The 16,455-nt window shown below is 73.4% G+C and carries 14 protein-coding genes; 10 read left to right on the forward strand and 4 right to left on the reverse strand.

The annotated features are described in order from the left end of the window. Positions 1-38: 38 nt before the first annotated feature. The 7 genes from BN3794_RS10525 (at position 39) to BN3794_RS10555 (ending at position 6,194) form a co-directional block, all read left to right on the forward strand. The gene (locus BN3794_RS10525) at positions 39-431 is read left to right on the forward strand and encodes a PTS sugar transporter subunit IIA (protein WP_066097293.1); all 393 of its coding nucleotides are present in this window, start codon (positions 39-41) and stop codon (positions 429-431) included. Continuing rightward, on the forward strand, positions 424-693 hold the full coding sequence (locus tag BN3794_RS10530) for an HPr family phosphocarrier protein (protein WP_066097294.1): 270 nt from the start codon (positions 424-426) through the stop codon (positions 691-693). Before BN3794_RS10525 ends, BN3794_RS10530 begins: the two co-directional genes overlap by 8 nt. Positions 694-740: 47 nt before the next feature. Further along, positions 741-2,462, forward strand: a complete 1,722-nt coding sequence (gene ptsP / locus BN3794_RS10535) for a phosphoenolpyruvate--protein phosphotransferase (protein ID WP_236493242.1) — start codon at positions 741-743, stop codon at positions 2,460-2,462. Positions 2,463-2,578: 116 nt separating this feature from the next. Beyond that, positions 2,579-3,940, forward strand: a complete 1,362-nt coding sequence (gene mgtE, locus BN3794_RS10540; RefSeq protein WP_066097295.1) for a magnesium transporter — start codon at positions 2,579-2,581, stop codon at positions 3,938-3,940. Between the two features lie 11 nt (positions 3,941-3,951). Beyond that, the gene (locus BN3794_RS10545; RefSeq protein WP_066097296.1) at positions 3,952-4,578 is read left to right on the forward strand and encodes a DUF1294 domain-containing protein; all 627 of its coding nucleotides are present in this window, start codon (positions 3,952-3,954) and stop codon (positions 4,576-4,578) included. A 48-nt stretch (positions 4,579-4,626) separates the two neighbouring features. Beyond that, positions 4,627-5,469, forward strand: coding sequence for a carboxylesterase family protein (locus BN3794_RS10550; protein ID WP_066097297.1), 843 nt, complete (start codon positions 4,627-4,629; stop codon positions 5,467-5,469). Then, positions 5,466-6,194, forward strand: a complete 729-nt coding sequence (locus BN3794_RS10555; RefSeq protein ID WP_066097298.1) for a tetratricopeptide repeat protein — start codon at positions 5,466-5,468, stop codon at positions 6,192-6,194. Before BN3794_RS10550 ends, BN3794_RS10555 begins: the two co-directional genes overlap by 4 nt. 27 nt (positions 6,195-6,221) lie before the next feature. On the opposite strand, the gene BN3794_RS10560 is transcribed toward BN3794_RS10555, so the two are convergent. Then, on the reverse strand, positions 6,222-7,604 hold the full coding sequence (locus BN3794_RS10560; RefSeq protein ID WP_066097299.1) for an amino acid permease: 1,383 nt from the start codon (positions 7,602-7,604) through the stop codon (positions 6,222-6,224). Between the two features lie 162 nt (positions 7,605-7,766). Here BN3794_RS10560 and BN3794_RS10565 point away from each other — a divergent pair, with 162 nt between their 5' ends. The 3 genes from BN3794_RS10565 (at position 7,767) to BN3794_RS10575 (ending at position 12,638) form a co-directional block, all read left to right on the forward strand. Then, complete coding sequence (locus tag BN3794_RS10565) at positions 7,767-8,378, forward strand: NAD(P)-dependent oxidoreductase (RefSeq protein ID WP_066097300.1); 612 nt, start codon at positions 7,767-7,769, stop codon at positions 8,376-8,378. A 141-nt stretch (positions 8,379-8,519) separates the two neighbouring features. Further along, a complete protein-coding gene (locus BN3794_RS10570) occupies positions 8,520-11,228 on the forward strand; it encodes a putative bifunctional diguanylate cyclase/phosphodiesterase (RefSeq protein WP_066097301.1) in 2,709 nt (902 codons plus the stop codon). 93 nt (positions 11,229-11,321) lie between these two features. Further along, positions 11,322-12,638, forward strand: a complete 1,317-nt coding sequence (locus BN3794_RS10575) for a hypothetical protein (RefSeq protein ID WP_236493243.1) — start codon at positions 11,322-11,324, stop codon at positions 12,636-12,638. Here the strand turns inward: BN3794_RS10575 and BN3794_RS10580 are convergent. The 3 genes from BN3794_RS10580 to BN3794_RS10590 all read right to left on the reverse strand — a co-directional run bounded on the left by BN3794_RS10580 (position 12,613) and on the right by BN3794_RS10590 (position 16,098). Then, on the reverse strand, positions 12,613-13,197 hold the full coding sequence (locus tag BN3794_RS10580) for a hypothetical protein (protein WP_066097302.1): 585 nt from the start codon (positions 13,195-13,197) through the stop codon (positions 12,613-12,615). The genes BN3794_RS10575 and BN3794_RS10580 overlap by 26 nt on opposite strands. Positions 13,198-13,270: 73 nt before the next feature. Beyond that, complete coding sequence (locus tag BN3794_RS10585) at positions 13,271-15,274, reverse strand: M1 family metallopeptidase (RefSeq protein WP_066097303.1); 2,004 nt, start codon at positions 15,272-15,274, stop codon at positions 13,271-13,273. Between the two features lie 116 nt (positions 15,275-15,390). Continuing rightward, positions 15,391-16,098: a hypothetical protein gene (locus BN3794_RS10590; protein WP_066097304.1), complete on the reverse strand. Its 708-nt coding sequence runs from the start codon at positions 16,096-16,098 to the stop codon at positions 15,391-15,393. Between the last annotated feature and the right edge of the window lie 357 nt (positions 16,099-16,455).

Below are 16,455 nucleotides of genomic sequence, written 5' to 3' on the forward strand. Positions count from 1 at the left end.
GCCTACCGCGTTCAGCCGCGAAATGTTAAGTTCCTGCAATGAGCTGCGGCGTTCTCCTGGTCACCCATCCCGGCATCGGCCCTTCCCTGCTGGAGGTGGCCGGCAGGCTGCTGAGCCCGCTGCCGCTGCGTACCGAGGCCTTCGAGGTGGCGCTGGACGCCGACCTGGACGCGCTGCTGCCGCAGGCCTCGGCCGCCCTGCGCCGGGTCGACGGCGGCGACGGCGTGCTGGTGCTCACCGACCTGTACGGGTCCAGCCCCAGCAACCTCGCCCGTCGCCTCGCCCAGCTGGGCACGCCGGTGCGCCGCGTGGCGGCGCTCAGCCTGCCCATGCTGCTGCGGGTGATGAACTACCCGGAAAAGGACTTGCAGGAACTGCCCGCCATCGCCGCGGCGGGCACGCGCAACGGAGCGATCATCGACGATGCTTGAACGCGAACTCACCGTATCCAACCGCCTCGGGCTGCATGCCAGGGCGACCGCCAAGCTGGTGCAGGCGGTGGCGCCGTTCCGCAGCAGCGTGACGCTGGCGGCCAAGGGCCGCGAGGTCAACGCCAAGAGCATCATGGGGGTGATGCTGCTGGCCGCCGCGCAAGGCACGCAGGTGACCGTGCGGGTGGAAGGCGAGGACGAGCAGGACGCCATGCAGGCGATCGCCGACCTGTTCGACCGGCGCTTCGACGAGGACGCCTGAGCGGTGTCCACGACGGCGCCCCGGTTGCTGCCCGGCGGGCGCCGGCCGTGACGCCGCTGCGCCTGCACGGCACCGGCGCCTCGCGCGGCTGCGTGCTGGGCCGCGCCCGGATCCGCCAGTCGCCCAGCATCGAGCCCGCCCGCAAGCACGTTCCCGCCGAACAGGTCGAGGCCGAACTGCAGCGCCTGCATGCCGCCGTGGAGGCCGCGCGCGCGGAGATGCAGGCCCTGCGCGGGCGCCTGCAGGGCGCCCTGGCCGGCGAGGTCGGCGAGTTCCTCGACCTGCACGCGCTGCTGCTGGACGATCCGGAACTGCTGTTCGGCCTGGACGAGCTGGTGCGCGAGGGCCGCTACGGCGCCGAGTACGCCCTGCGCGTGCAGCGCGACCGGCTGGCGAGCGTGTTCGAGAACATGGACGACGCCTACCTGCGCAGCCGCATGGACGACCTGGACCATGTGATCGACCGCATCCTCGCCTTCCTGCAGGCGCGCCCGGCCGACGCCAAGGGCCTGGCCGGCGAGATCCTGGTATGCGCCACGGTGGCGCCGTCCGAGCTGGCCCAGCTGCAGGCCCAGGGCGTCGTCGGCGTGGTCGCCGCCGCCGGCAGCCCGCTCTCGCACAGCGCGATCCTGGCACGCAGCCTGCACCTCCCGCTGGTGGTCGGCGCGCCCGAGGTGCTGCGCCAGGTGCGCGACGGCGCGGCGCTGATCATCGACGGCGAGAGCGGCGAGGTGATCGCCGAGCCCGGCCCGCAGGACCTGCGCGGCTACCGCGCGCGCATCCGCGAGCAGGCCCGCGAACGGCGCGAGCTGGCGCGCCTGCGCGACAAGCCCAGCCGTACCCGCGACGAGGTGGACATCACCCTGCGCGCCAATGCCGAATCGCGCGAGGACATCGCCCGGGCCCATGCCCTGGGCGCGGCCGGGCTGGGGCTGTACCGCACCGAGTTCCTGTTCCTGCAGCGCGACAGCCTGCCCGGCGAGGAGGAACAGTTCCGCGTCTACCGCGACGCCGTGCTGGGCATGAGCGGGCGCCCGGTGACCTTCCGCACCCTGGACCTGGGCGCGGACAAGGCCGACCGCGCCGGACTGGTGGCCGAGGGCGAGGCCAACCCGGCGCTGGGCCTGCGCGGGCTGCGCCTGTCGCTGGCGCGCCCGGCGATCTTCGACGCCCAGCTGCGCGCCCTGCTGCGCGCGTCCGGCTACGGCCCGGTGCGCATCCTGCTGCCGATGGTCACCGCGCGCGCCGAGATCCTGGCGGTGCGCCGCCGCCTGCGCCGGCTGGAGAAGCGCCTGCGCGAGGAGGGCCACGAGGTGGCCATGCAGGTACCGCTGGGGGCGATGATCGAGGTGCCGGCCGCCGCGATCGCCCTGGCCGGGTTCGTGCGCGAGGTGGACTTCCTGTCCATCGGCACCAACGACCTGGTGCAGTACCTGCTGGCCGCCGATCGCGACAACGCCGCGCTGGAGACGCTGTATTCGCCGCTGGAACCGGCGGTGCTGCAGCTGCTGGCGCAGGTGATCGCCACCGGTGCCGCGCACGGGCGGCCGGTGGCGGTGTGCGGGGAGATGGCCGGCGACCCGCGCCTGGCGCCGATGCTGCTGGCCCTGGGCCTGACCGAGTTCAGCCTGCACCCGGCGGGCCTGCTGGAGCTGCGCCAGGCGATCCGAGCCACCGACCTGCGGGCCCTGCGCGCGCGCGCCGGCAAGCTGCTGCAGGCACGCGACCGGCGCGCGGTCGAGCGCTGGCTGCAGGCGCCCCCGGCCTGATCGCGGTGCCGCCGCCGCAGGCACGCAGCCGGCGTGCATGCGTCATCGGCCGCGGGCGATAATGCCGCACTGACCTGCGCGCGCCCCGCGCGCCCGCCCCCGGAGACCGCCCGCGCATGGCCGAGATCGCACGCCACGACAAGACCGCGCGCCAGTTGCGCCTGCTGTCCGACGCCCTGGACAGCGGCCGGCTGGGCCCGGTGCGGCGTCTGGTCAACACCCTCTCGCCGGCCGAGATCGGCAACCTGCTCGAATCGCTGCCGCCGGGCAAGCGCGAGGTCGTGTGGGGCCTGGTCGACCAGGAGGACGATGGCGAGGTGCTGGTCCACGTCGGCGACGAGGTGCGCGAAAGCCTGCTGGCCGACATGGACCCGGACGAGATCATCGCCGCGGTCGAGGACCTGGACATCGACGACCTCGCCGACCTGGTCGAGGACCTGCCGGACACGGTCATCGACGAGGTCCTCAAGTCGATGGACCGGGAGAACCGCGAACGGCTGGAGCAGGTGCTGTCCTATCCCGAGGACACCGCCGGGCGCCTGATGAACCCGGACGTGGTCACCGTGCGCGCCGACGTCAATATCGACGTGGTGCTGCGCTACCTGCGCCTGCGCGGCGAGCTGCCCGACCACACCGACCACCTGTTCGTGGTCACCAAGCGCCACCAGTACCTGGGCCGGGTGCCGCTGGCCGCGCTGGTCACCCACGAGCCGTCCACCCCGGTCAACCGCCTGATCGACGACGAGCAGCCAGCCATCGACGTGGAGGAGCACGCCAACGAGGTCGCGCGCAAGTTCTCCGACCACGACTGGGTGTCCGCGCCGGTGGTGGACGACAACAACATCCTGGTCGGGCGCATCACCATCGACGACGTGGTCGACATCATCCGCGACCAGGCCGAGCACCGGGTCATGGGCGCGGCCGGCCTGGACGAGGAGGAGGACCTGTTCTCGCCGGTATGGCGCGCCATGCGCCGGCGCTCGGTGTGGCTGTCGGTGAACCTGTGCACCGCCTTCGTCGCCTCCAGCGTGGTCGGCCAGTTCGAGGGCACCATCGACAAGCTGGTGGCGCTGGCGGTGCTGATGCCGATCGTCGCCGGCCTCGGCGGCAACGCCGGCACCCAGGTGCTGGCGCTGATGGTGCGCGGCCTGGCGCTGGGCCAGGTCGGCGCCTCCAACGCGCGCACCCTGCTGTGGAAGGAAGTGCGCGTGGCCCTGCTCAACGGCCTGATGCTGGGCGCGGTGCTGGGCACGATCGTGCTGCTGTGGTTCCACAATCCGGGCCTGTCGCTGGTGATCGCCACCGCGCTCACCCTGAACCTGCTGCTGGCCGCGCTGGCCGGCGTGCTGGTGCCGCTGACCCTGAAGCGCTTCGGCTTCGACCCGGCGCTGGCCAGCGGCATCTTCCTGACCGCGATCACCGACTCGATGGGCTTTTTCAGCTTCCTCGGCCTGGCCACACTGATCCTGCTGCGCTGAGGCCGCCGGCGATGGAACGGCTTGCCCGGCTGGTGGAATGGAACGATGCGCGCGGCTACGGCTTCGTCGAACTGGTCGAGCCCGGCGCCGGCCTGCCGCACCGCCTGTTCCTGCACATCGCCGACTACCGCCTGATGGGGCGCCGCCCGGAAGCCGGCGAGCTGCTGCACGTCGTCCCGGTGCGCCAGCCCGACGGCCGCTGGCGCGCCAGCCGCGCGGTGCGGGCGGCATCGCGCGCGCACCGGCGGGTCCGCGCCGACGCCGCGCAGGCACGTCATCTCGCCTCGCCGACCACCTGGCTGCCGCCGCTGCTGGTGGCGGCGTTCGCGGCCCTGGCCGGCTGGGCCGCGTGGCGGCAGCGCCTGCCCGCGCCGCTGGCCTGGGCGCTGGCCGCGGTCAACCTGCTGGCGTTCCTGGCCTACTGGCAGGACAAGCGCGCGGCGCAGGCCGGCGCCCGGCGCACCCCGGAAACCACGCTGCACGCGCTGGAACTGCTCGGCGGCTGGCCCGCCGCCTGGCTCGCCCAGCAGTGCTTCCGCCACAAGACGCGCAAGCCCGCGTTCCGCTGGACATTCCTGCTGGCATCGCTGCTCAATCTCGCGCTGCTGGCCGCTTTCATCCTGGGGAGGGGCCGGTGAAATGGCGATGGCGCCGCCGGCCCGCGCCCCGAAGACCCGGAGGTTCCGATGACCCGCTGTTCCCTGTTGCGTCCGCTGCGTGCAGGCCTGTGCCTGCTCGTGCTGCTTGCCCTGTCGGCCTGCGCCGCCGTGCGGCCTGACCCGGCACCGGCGGGCGGCCGCTTCGTCGCGCGCACGCTGCAGCTGGACGGCCACGCCTGGCGCTACCAGGTGTTCGTGCCGGCGCGGCGCGATCCCGCCGGCACGCCGGTGGTGCTGTTCCTGCACGGTTCCGGCGAGCGCGGCGACGACGGGATCGCCCAGACCCGGGCCGGCCTGGGCCCGTACCTGCGCGCGCACGCCGCCGACTTCCCCGCCATCGTGGTGCTGCCGCAGGTCCCGGAAGGGGCCGAATGGGCCGGGGCCAACGTGCGCATGGCGCTGGCCGCGCTGGATGCGGCCAGCCGCGAGTTCGGCGGCGATCCGCGCCGCACCTACCTGACCGGCATGTCGATGGGCGGCTACGGCACCTGGGAGACCGCGCTGGCCGCGCCCGGCCGCTTCGCCGCGCTGGTACCGGTGTGCGGCGGCGTGCGCGTGCCGCATCCCGACCGCCCCACCCTGCGCGTGGCCGAGGTCGCCGACCTGCCCGATCCCTACGCCGCCCTGGCCGCCCGCATCGGCAACACCCCGGTGTGGATGTTCCATGGCGCCCTGGACGACCTGGTGCACCCGGACGACGACCGCCGCCTGTACCGGGCGTTCCTGCAGGCCGGGGCCGCCGACGTGCGCTACACCGAATACCCGCGGGGCAACCACAACGCCTGGGACGCCACTTACGCCGATCCGGCGATGTGGGCCTGGCTGTTCTCGCAGCGCAATCCCGCCGCGGCCGCGGAGCCGGCACGATGAACCGCGGGCGTGCCGGCGCGGCGCTGGTCGGGCTGGTGCTCGCCGCGTGCGCCGGCGCGCAGGCGCAGAACGTGGTGGAGACACGCCTGCCGGCCGCCGCGGCCGCCCCGGCGGTCGGCAGCGGGTACCGGGAGCAGGTGGACCGGGCCACGCGCGCCGTCCTCGCCGGGGATGTCGAGGCGGCCATGCCGGCCCTGCGCCAGGCCGTGGCCTATTGCGACCGGCAGTTGGCGCAGCCCGGCCTGCGCTTCGTCAGCGTCGGCACGGCGCGGGAATACGAGCGCTACGCCGCCACGCACCCGGCCGCCACGCCGCTGGAATGGCTGGACATGGCCTGCCCGCGCGCCTACCACATGACCGGCTACGTGCTGGCCGGGCAAGGCCGGCACGCCGAAGCGCTGCCCTGGCTGGACAAGGCCATCGCCCTGGCCCCGTACTTCCCGGACCCGGCCAACGAACGTGCTGCGGCACTGAACCGGCTCGGGCGGCTGGACGAGGCGATCGCCGGCTACCGCCAGGTGCTGGAGCTGGCACGGGCCGATCCCGGCGCCGCCTACATCGCGCCGCTGGCCTGGCGCGGCATCGGCTGGGCCCTGGCCGAGAAGCGCGACTGGGGCGCGGCCAGGACGGCCTACGAGACCTCGCTCCGGCTCGATCCGGGCAATGCGCTGGCGCGCTCGGAGCTGGACTACATCGCCCGCCAGGCGGACGCATCGCCGCCCTGAGACCGGCGCCGCGCGGCCGGTGCGGCCTCAGCCCGGTGCCCGGCCCCAGCGATGGGTCGCCGCGCAGGCCAGCGCGATGGCCGCGGTGAGCGCCACCATCGACAGGAACTGGGCACGCGAATCCGGCGAGAGCAGCAGCAGCACGAACACCAGCGCCAGGATCGCCAGGCCGGCGGCGGTCAGCCACGGGAAGCCGGCCATGCGGAACGGCAGCGCCCGGCCGGCGCGGTCCGCGCGCCGGCGCAGCACCAGCTGCGAGACCAGCGAGATCGTCCACACCAGCAGGCAGGTGGCGCCGACCACGTTCAGCAGCACCGGCAGCACCCGGCCCGGGAACAGCAGCTCCAGCACCGCGGCGGCGAACCCGAAGGCGACGCTGGCCAGCACCGACGCACGCGGCACGCCGCTGGCGCTGGCCCGTCCCAGCGCGTGCGGGGCCTCGCCGCGCCGCGCCAGCGAGGCGAGCATGCGCGAGGCGCCGTACAGGTTGGCGTTGAGCGCCGACAGCAGCGCCACCACCGCCACCAGGGTGATCGCGGTGGCCGCGCCCGGGATGTGGGCGATCTGCAGCACCGCGGCGAACGGCGACTTCAGCGCCGGGCTGGTCCACGGCACCGCCGCCACGATCACCGCCAGCGAGCCGATGTAGAACACCAGGATGCGCCAGGCCACGGTGCGGATGGTGCGCGCCAGGCTGCGCGCCGGATCGGCGGTCTCCGCCGCGGCCAGGGCGACGATCTCGGTGCCGCCGAAGGCGAACACCACCACCAGCAGCGCCGCGCCGATGCCGCGCATGCCGGCCGGGGCGAAACCGCCCTGGCCCAGCAGGTTGGCCAGCCCGGGCGAGGCCGCATGCGGCAGCCAGCCGGCCAGCAAGGCGACGCCGATGGCGATGAAGGCCAGGATCGCCACCACCTTGAGGATCGCGAACCAGAACTCGAACTCGCCGAAGTTGCGCACGCCCAGCAGGTTGATCGCGGTGAACGCGGCCATGAACGCCAGCGCCAGGCCCGGCACCGGCAGCGCCGGCCAGACCGTGGCCAGCAACCCGGCCGCACCGACCGCCTCGGCGGCGATGACGATCACGATCTGCAGCCACCACAGCCAGCCCACGGTGGCCCCGGCGGTGGCGCCCAGCGCATCGGCCGCGTACACCGAGAACGCGCCGCTGGCCGGCTTGGCCGCGGCCATCTCGCCGAGCGCGTTCATCACGATGATCACCAGCGCGCCGGCCACCAGGTAGGACACCAGCACCGCCGGCCCGGCCAGCTGCACGCCCACGCCCGAGCCCAGGAACAGGCCCGCGCCGATGGCGCTGCCCAGCCCCATCATCACCAGCTGGCGCGGCTTGAGGGCATGGCCGGCGGCCGGCGCGGACACGGGCGGGGAGGAGGCGGGGGTCTGTGGCATCGCGACGCGGTCCGGACGGCAAAGCCGGACACGATAGCCTGTTTTCCGCCCCCCGCGGACGCACCGCGGCGGCGGCACGGGCTCCGGTCGCGGCCGGCCCTCACGCGCCGCCGACAGCCGCGCCGCTATGACGACGGCCATCCCACCGCAACGGCCACGTCCATGAAGATCGCCCTGATCGGCGCCTCCGGCAATGTCGGCACCCGCATCCTCCAGGAGCTGGTGCAGCGCGGCCACGCGGTGACCGCCATCGCCCGGCACCCGGCGCGCATCCCGCTGCTGCCCGGCGTGCATGCCGAACGCGGCGACATCGCCGATCCGGTGGCCCTGGCCGCCCAGCTCAAGGGCCACGAGGTGGTGGTCAGCGCGGTGCGGTTCCTGGACGCCGATCCGGTCATCCTGATCGGCGCGGTGAAAGGATCCGGCGCGCGGCGCTACCTGGTGGTCGGCGGCGCCGGCAGCCTGGAGATCGCCCCCGGCAGGCGGCTGCTCGACGCACCGGACTTCCCCGCCGCCGCCCGGCCCGAGGCCGAGGCCGGGGTGCGCTTCCTGGAGGTGCTGCGGCGCGAGCACCCGCTGGACTGGGTGTTCGTCTCGCCCTCGGCGCTGTTCGCGCCGGGCGAACGCACCGGCCACTTCCGCATCGGCGGCGACCGGCTGCTGACCACGGCCGACGGCCAGAGCCGCATCTCCTTCGAGGATTTCGCCATCGCCCTGGTGGACGAGATCGAGACCCCGGCCCACCACCGCGAGCGTTTCACCGTCGGCTACTGACGCCCGGCGCGCACCGCTGCGCGTCGATCGGTGCCTGCAACCTGAACCGATTCGTCCGATACTGGTGCCCTTGGAATGCACCGGCGCCGCCGGCTGTCCGCGCAAGAGGGGTTTGTTCCGACGATGCCAGCCGCGACGCGCTTGCCGCCGTCACGCAGTCGGCGACTGCCGGGACTGCGGCTGTACCTGCTCGCCCTGGTCGCGGCCGCCCTGTTGCCGCTGCTGCTCGTGGGTGCGCTCACCGCCGGCATGGCCGGGCAGGCCTTCCGCCGCGAATCGAGCGACCGCCTGCAGCAGACCGCGCGCACCCTGGCCGCCGCGGTGGACAACCGCATCGGCGACAACATCGCCCTGCTCGGCATGTTCGACGACCCGTCCGGCCCCCGCCGTGCGGCACCGGACCTGGTGCTGCCGCGCGCGACCGGCGCGGGCATGCCCGGGGGCGAGGCCAGGATCCGCCGGGTGACGCCGGGCGAGGACAGCGCCGGACTGCCCGCCCTGCCGGCGGACATCGCCAGGCGCCGCACGCCATGGGTCTCGGACCTGTACCGGATCGACGCCGCCGCCACGCCGCTGGTGGCCATCGCCCTGCCGCCACGGCCCGGGCACGTCCAGGTCCCGGTGATGGTGCAGCCGTCCAACGCGCTGATCGATGCGATCCAGCACGGCGATACGCGTTCGGACCTGGTCGTGGCGGTGGTGGACAGCCATGGCCGCATCGCCGCGCGTTCGCGCGACCCGCAACGCCAGCTCGGCCGCCCGGCACCGAACTGGCCGTACCTGAGCGACGAGCACGACCACGGCCTGATCCAGGGCCACTCGCTGGAAGGCGCTCCCATCGCCCTGGCCTACCAGCGCCTGCATGCCGCGCCCGGCTGGACGCTGGTGGTGGGCGAACCGCTGACCGTGTTCCGCTCGCGCTGGCGCGCGCCACTGGCCAACATCGCCCTTGGCGGAGTGCTGGCCGCGATCCTGGCACTGGTGGCCGCGCAGCTGGTGGCACGACGCATTCTGGCGCCGGTACGCGCCCAGTCGCGGCGCGGCCGCCACATCGCCGCGGGCGAAACTGGTGACCTTGCCCCTCAGCCCTCCTCGATCCGCGAATTCGAGGAGATGCGCGAGCACCTGGCCCAGGCCGAGACCGCGTTGCGCCAGCGCGCCGACCATGCCCAGGCGTTGGCCGACAACCTCGCCCGCAGCGAACAGCGCTACCGCACCCTGGCCGAGGCCGGTGCCCTGGTGCTGTGGCGCTCGGACACGGCTGGCGAGGTGCAGACCTGCACTGGCTGGCAGGAGCTCACCGGCGAGCCGGACGCGACGGCGCACGGGCGCGGCTGGCTGCGCCGCGTGCATCCGAACGCATTGTCGCGGGTGGAGGCCGTGCTCAACCTGGCCGTTGCCGGGCGCACCCCGTTCGATGCCGAATTCCGTCTGCTCGATGCCGACAGGCACTGGCGCTGGGTGCGCGCACGCGGGGCCGAGGTCCGCGCCGACGATCCCGAAGCGCCGCGGGAATGGGTCGGCGTGCTGGAGGACGTGGACGCCCGCCGCCGCGCCCAGGAACACGTCGCTTACCTGGCCCAGCACGATCCGCTCACTGGCCTGGGCAACCGCGCCCTGTTCCAGGAGCGGCTGCGCGGCATCCTGCGCCAGGCGCGCCACGGCATCGGCGGCGCGCTGCTGTACCTGGACCTGGACCGGTTCAAGGAAGTCAACGATTCCCTGGGCCATTCGCTCGGCGATGCGCTGCTGTGCGAGGTCGTCACGCGCCTGCGCACCCACGCCGGCACCGTGGACCTGATCGCGCGCCTGGGCGGGGACGAGTTCGCCGTTCTGCTGCTGGCCCGCGAGCCGGCGCAGGAGGCCGCCGCGCTGGCGGCAGGGCTGCTGGATGCGATCGGCCGGCCCTACCGTCTGCAGGATCATCGCGTGGACATCGGCGCGAGCATCGGCATCACCGTGATCGATGCCGATTCGCCGCCGGAACGACTGCTGCAGAACGCGGACATGGCGCTGTACCGCGCCAAGGAGGACGGCAAGGGCTGCTTCCGCTTCTTCGAGCCGGGCATGGACACGCGCATGCAGCAGCGCCGGCAGATGGAGCTGGACCTGCACCAGGCGATCGCCGAGGGCGAGTTCCGGGTCCACTACCAGCCGCTGGTGGAGCTGCGCAGCCGGCGCCTGGCCGGGTTCGAGGCGCTGCTGCGCTGGCAGCACCCGCAGCGCGGCCTGCTCGGCCCGGACGACTTCCTGCCGCTCGCCGAGGAAGTACACCTGATGGAGCATATCGGCCAAGCCGTGCTGCAGCAGGCCTGCCAGGATGCGGCGGCGTGGCCGGCGCCGCTGTACGTGTCGGTCAACCTGGCGGCGGTGCAGCTGGCCCGGCCCGGCCTGGCCGACGACGTGCGCCAGGTGTTGCGCCAGAGCGGCCTGCCGCCGGCGCGGCTGCAACTGGAGGTAAGCGAGAACACGCTGCTGGCCCACCTGGAGCGCGCCGCCGCGCACCTGCACGCGCTGCGCGGCAACGGTGTGCGCATCGCCATGGACGATTTCGGCACCGGCCGCGCCTCGCTGAGCTACCTGCGCGCGTTCCCGTTCGACAAGATCAAGATCGACAAGGCCTTCGTGAAGGACCTGGCCTGCGACCGCGATGCCGGCCTGATCCTGCATGCACTGCTGGAACTGTGCGCGCAGCTCGGCCTGGCCTCCACGGTGGAGGGCATCGAGACCGAGGCGCAGCTGCGCCAGGTGCTGGCCGGCGACTGCGACGAGGGCCAGGGCTTCCTGTTCGACCGCGCGTTGCCGGCCAGCCAGATACCGGCACGGATCCTCGCCCCGTTCCCCGCCTGAGCGGGCCGGCCGCATCGCCGCGGCACGTTCGCGCCGCCTGGACGGAAGCCCGGCGATGCTGGCGGTCCCCGCATGTCCCAGGCCCGCCACCGCATGAACCACGCCGTTGCCGGCCCATTTCCGCCGCCACCCGCGTGCCGGCCGCGATGGCGCCGGCTCAGCATCATCGTCCTGGGCTGGCTGTGCCTGTGGCCGGCGGCCGCCGGAGCCGGCGAGCCCGGGACCGGCTGCCGGGAACAGGTGCTGCAGGCACTCGGCTGGCGCATCCACGACGACGGACCGCCGGTGCCGCGTATCGCCGGCGGCCAGCCGTGCCGGCACGGATCGCTGGCGCAGGCCCGCGCCGCCGGCGACCTGCAGCTGTGGCTGCCGCGCGGCCTCGACGCCGTCGCGCGCCAGCGGGTGCTGGCCGAGGCGCTGGACGATCCGGCCAGCCGCTGCGCCTGGTCGATCGCGCTGGGCCAGGCCACGCGCCGCGCCGCCGCCCGGTTGCAGGGCAATCCCGGCTACCGCTTCACTGCCGTGCAACTGGGCTGGATCGGCTTCGGCCTGGCCGGCGCACGCGCCCAGGGCTGGGCGCCTACGCGCAGCTTCGGCCGCGGCTACCGCCCGGCCGGCACCAACGCGGGCGCGATCGAGGCGTTCTATTCCGGCCACGTGCGCAGCGAATGCGGCGTGGGCCGCCAGGTCGCGCAACTGGCCGGCCTGCGCGAGCTGTTCGGCGATGCCGGTTTCGACCGCGACTTCGCGCCCGGCGAGCTGACCATCGGCACCTTCGCCACGCTGCACGACAGCGACAGCATCCTGCTCGGCCGCCACGCCGGCCCGCTGGTCGCCGACGGCAAGGGCCGGCGCGCCGCGCAGGCCGGGCGCCAGGCCTTCATGGGCCTGCCCGGCTTCATCGAACACGTGCGCCCCCGGCGCTACCTGGACGACCTCAACAACCAGGCCGAGAACTTCGTGGTGACCGACATGACCGCCGACGCCGCCGATGCCCTGGCCGCCCACGACGGCCTGGCCCACTACGACGCGCTCAACGACCAGCTGTGGCGCCTGTCGCAACAGCTGCCGCGGCTGGCGCGCCACCAGTACCAGCGGCTGCTGGACGGCCGCGACGCGCGCCTGCTGGCGCGCTTCACCCCCGCCCAGCGCGAACGGCTGGCACGCATGCAGGCGCTGCTGGACGATCCGTTCTACCGGGGCTTCATGGTCTACGTGCATCCGCAGGGCATACGCCCGATCGGCTTCCACGTCGTGCGCCTGCTCGACCTCAACCCGCGCACGCCATACGCCATCGAGCTGACCCTGCACAACCTGCCCACCACAATCTACCGGCGCTGGCTGGAGGGCCGCCTGCGCGACTGCGCCGCCACGGCCACGCCGGCTACAGCGAGGACAGCAGGCGGTTGACCGCCTGCACCGCCGGGTCGGTGGCGTCGATCTTGTGCAGGCGCTGGGCCAGTTCCTCCTCCGACAGCACCCCTTCGGCGTGCAGCCAGCGGAAGCGCCGCCGCAGCTGCTCGGCATCCTCGCCCTCGGGGAAGAAGTCGTACTCGCGGCGCAGCCGTCCGGCGCGACGCGTCTCGATCTCGCGCAGGATGCGCTCGCCGTTGGCATCCTGGATCACCAGCAGGTTGCCCTGCCCGGTCGGCACGACGGTGAAGCCGATCGTGCGCCAGCGGTAGGCGAGCAGGCAGGCGATGCCGATCGGCAACCAGATCGACGGCACCAGGTCGTGCCCGCCCATGAAGCGGACCGCGGTCAGCACCGCGCCGAGCGCCAGCCAGAACCAGCCGGCATTGCGCAGCCAGGCGTTGCGCTCCACCAGGGTCTGGCGTTCGCGGCTGATCTCCGGGTAGGCCACGGTGAAGCTGCGGCTGCCGGACGGATGCCGCCAGGCATAGCGCAGCCCCTCGTCCTCGAACACGTAGTCGGTGTGGTGCGACAGGCGCTTCTGCTTGATCTCCATGGGGTCTCCCAGCCTTCGCCGCGCGGGGCGCGGACGGGCCGGCGCACGCGGCACCGGCCCGTCCGGGCGGCGCTCAGCCGGCCACCGTGGCTTCGTTGTTGCCGCGATCGGCGTCGGGCAGCTTGTGGTCCGGGTCCAGGGTCACGTGCAGCACCTTCTGCGTGGTCGGCACCACGATGCGCGGGGCGGACTGCTGCAGCCACGCCTCCACCGGCACGCGCTTGTCCAGGTGGCTGCCGTCGGCCAGGTCGATGCGCAGGGTCGCCGGCATCACCAGCTTGTGGCGGCTTTCCAGGGTCACCGCCAGGCCGTGGCTGGCATCGCCGTCCACGTATTCGGCCTTGGTCACGCCCATGTCCAGCTGCCAGTTGTTGAAGTACCAGCCGCGCCACCACCACGACAGGTCCTCGCCGGCCTCGCTCTCCATGATGCGGAAGAAGTCCGACGGGGTGGGATGCTTGTAGGCCCAGGTGGCGATGTACTTCTTGAACGCCGGGTCGAAGCGCGCCGGGCCGAGGATCTGCTCGCGCAGCAGCACCAGCCCCAGCGCGCCCTTGAAGTAGGTCAGCGGGTGGCGGTACTTCTCGCTGACGCTGTCGGCCGGGGCCATCAGCGTCGGCGCCTCGGCGTCGGCCAGCAGCGGCAGGATCTCGTCCACCGGGTTGCCGCCGCCGGGAGCGTACTCGCCGTCGCGCTTGGGCGCGTACTCGCCGTGGTTGAAGGCATCGGACGCATAGACGTCGATGAAGGTGTTGAAGCCCTCGTCCATGAACGCGAAGCGGCGCTCGTTGGAGCCGACGATCATCGGGAACCAGCCGTGGCCCAGCTCGTGCGCGGTGATCCAGAACAGCGGCTTGCCGCCGTCGTCGAAGCCGTCGAAGACGATGCCGGGGTATTCCATGCCGGCACCGTGGCCGCCCAGGTTGATCGCCGCCGGCCACGGGTACGGGTACCACTGCGAGAAGTGCTCGATCGCGCCCTTCACGTACTCGGTGGAGCGGTCCCACTTCTGCGGGCCCACGCCTTCGGCCGCGTACACCGACATCGCCAGCGCCGACTTGCCGTCGGGCAGGTTGATGCGCGCGGCGTCCCAGACGAACGCCGGCGAGGCGGCGAAGGCCACGTCGCGGGTGTGCTCCATGCGGAAACGCCAGGTCTTGGTGCCGCTGGCGGTGGGCCGCGAGGACGGCTGGCCGATCTCCTCGGGCTTGACGATGTAGACCGTGCCGTCGCTGCCGCGGGCCTGCTGCAGGCGTTGCTGCTGCTCGGCGGTGAGCACGTCCTTCGGGTTGACCAGCTCGCCCGAGCCGGCCACGAACCAGTTCCACGGCACGGTCACGGCGTAGTCGAACGTGCCGTACTCCAGGTAGAACTCCGAGCCCAGGTAGGGCTGGGTGTCCCAGCCGCGCAGGTCGTCGTACACGGCCATGCGCGGGTACCACTGGGCGATCTCGTAGATCTCGCCGTTCTTGGACGGCGTGACCGCGGTGCGCCCGCCCCAGGTGCCGGGCACGGTGTAGGCATAGCGCACGTGCAGCTTGAGCGTGCCGCCGTTGCCGGCCAGCGCCGCCGGCAGGTCCACGCGCATGCGGGTGTCATCGACCAGGAACCGGGCCGGCATGCGCTTGCCGCCCTGCTCGACCTCCACCGCCGCGATGCGGTAGCCGTCGGTGACCGGGGTCGGCGCCCACGGCCGCGCCGGCTGGCCCGGCCGCGGCGGCCGCGGGGCGCGCACGTCGCGCGCCTTGGCGTCGGCGCGGTAGATGTTCTGGTCCAGCTGCAGCCACAGCACGTCCAGGGTGTCCGGGCTGCGGTTGCTGTAGGTGATGGTTTCCTCGCCGCTCAGCGTGCGGCTGGCCGGGTCGATCGTGGCCTTGAGGTCGTAGTCGGCGCGGTTCTGCCAGAACAGCGGCCCCGGCTTGCCGCTGCCGGAACGGAAGGCGTTGGGGGCATCGGGCAACTGCAGCGGCGCGAACAGCGCGCGCGGATCGAACGTGCCGTCGTCGGCGGCGACGGCGGGAACGGAGGCGGACAACACGACGGCAGCCGCCAGGCTGCGGGACAGGAGGCGAATCATGGATGGGCTGCGGGGAGGTGGAAGACGTTCCCGATCTTAGCGCCGCGCCGCCGTGCATGGGCCGGCGCCGGGCAAATCGGCGTGGCCCGGCGCGGAAGCGCGAACCGGTTCGCGCTTCAGTCGCGCGTACCCGGGTCGTGGTCGTCCTGGGCCAGGTGCCCTGCCCCCAGGCCCGCACCCATGCCCAGTCCCAGTCCCGCGCCGCCTCCGCCACCACCACCGCCGCCACCTGCACCGCCGCGGCCACCGCCGTCGCCCTTGTCGCCACCGCCCTTGCCTGCGCCGCCGGTCGCGATCCGCAACGGCCCCTGCTCGGGAATGTCGACCGAGGCCGGGATCGCCTCCAGGTCCAGCGCCTGGCGGATGAACACGCGCAGCGACACCACCAGCTCGCGGGTGCGCACCGGCCGCCCCGCCACCATGTCGCGCGCCGCACGCGCGGCCAGCGCCACCTGCTCCTCGGTGCCGAGCAGGATCACGTCCGCCAGCGCCGCCTCCACCGCGTCGCGGATGCGGCGGCGGCGCTCGGACATCGATTCGGCCGGCACCGCCTCGCCTTCCGCGGCGGCTTCCGCGCGCCGGCGCAGGTCGCGCAGGTGCGAGGGATCGACCTCCAGTTCGCCGGTGAACGCCCCGCCCAGCGTCTTGTAGGCGGCGATCAGCGTCTTCAGGCGCTCGTTGATCTGGCGGTTCTCGCGCTCGCGGCGGCGCTGCACCGTCTGCATCACCAGCATGCGGATGCCGACGGCGACCAGCGACACCAGCACCAGGCCCATCAAGGTGCTGAGGACCGCGCCCCAGGAACTGAAATCGAGATTGCGCATGCATCCTTCCGCGACAGGGAAACCCGCACAGGGTGGGCGAAGCGGTGCGGGCTGGCAATGCGGCCGCCTTCCGTCCGCATCGGGCCGGACGCGCGCGGCGGATCGAGGCATGGCGGGCCGGGGCAGGCACGGGAGCAGGCCGCATGCGGCACGCCGCCCTGGATGGAGCCCATCGTCGCCGCTGTTCCGCCCGCGGACCTGCGGACGCGAGCGTGCCGGAGACGTGGAGCGTGGAGGACGGCCGGCCGGAGACGTCCGGGGCGATCGCAGCGATCACGCCTGGCGGTCGCCGGCCCCTGTGCAGCAGCTGCGATGCGAACCGAGGCGACGGAACGGCCGGCCCCGGTCGCGGGATGG

Source organism: Xanthomonas massiliensis (genome assembly GCF_900018785.1).
In the GTDB taxonomy this organism is placed as follows: domain Bacteria; phylum Pseudomonadota; class Gammaproteobacteria; order Xanthomonadales; family Xanthomonadaceae; genus Xanthomonas_B; species Xanthomonas_B massiliensis.

Bases quoted from the DNA above. Each gene is read 5' to 3' on its own strand.
- BN3794_RS10525 (WP_066097293.1), top strand. From the start codon at position 39: ATGAGCTGCGGCGTTCTCCTGGTCACCCATCCCGGCATCGGCCCTTCC.
- BN3794_RS10530 (WP_066097294.1), top strand. From the start codon at position 424: ATGCTTGAACGCGAACTCACCGTATCCAACCGCCTCGGGCTGCATGCC.
- mgtE (WP_066097295.1), top strand. From the start codon at position 2,579: ATGGCCGAGATCGCACGCCACGACAAGACCGCGCGCCAGTTGCGCCTG.
- BN3794_RS10545 (WP_066097296.1), top strand. From the start codon at position 3,952: ATGGAACGGCTTGCCCGGCTGGTGGAATGGAACGATGCGCGCGGCTAC.
- BN3794_RS10550 (WP_066097297.1), top strand. From the start codon at position 4,627: ATGACCCGCTGTTCCCTGTTGCGTCCGCTGCGTGCAGGCCTGTGCCTG.
- BN3794_RS10555 (WP_066097298.1), top strand. From the start codon at position 5,466: ATGAACCGCGGGCGTGCCGGCGCGGCGCTGGTCGGGCTGGTGCTCGCC.
- BN3794_RS10560 (WP_066097299.1), bottom strand. From the start codon at position 7,604: ATGCCACAGACCCCCGCCTCCTCCCCGCCCGTGTCCGCGCCGGCCGCC.
- BN3794_RS10565 (WP_066097300.1), top strand. From the start codon at position 7,767: ATGAAGATCGCCCTGATCGGCGCCTCCGGCAATGTCGGCACCCGCATC.
- BN3794_RS10575 (WP_236493243.1), top strand. From the start codon at position 11,322: ATGAACCACGCCGTTGCCGGCCCATTTCCGCCGCCACCCGCGTGCCGG.
- BN3794_RS10580 (WP_066097302.1), bottom strand. From the start codon at position 13,197: ATGGAGATCAAGCAGAAGCGCCTGTCGCACCACACCGACTACGTGTTC.
- BN3794_RS10585 (WP_066097303.1), bottom strand. From the start codon at position 15,274: ATGATTCGCCTCCTGTCCCGCAGCCTGGCGGCTGCCGTCGTGTTGTCC.
- BN3794_RS10590 (WP_066097304.1), bottom strand. From the start codon at position 16,098: ATGCGCAATCTCGATTTCAGTTCCTGGGGCGCGGTCCTCAGCACCTTG.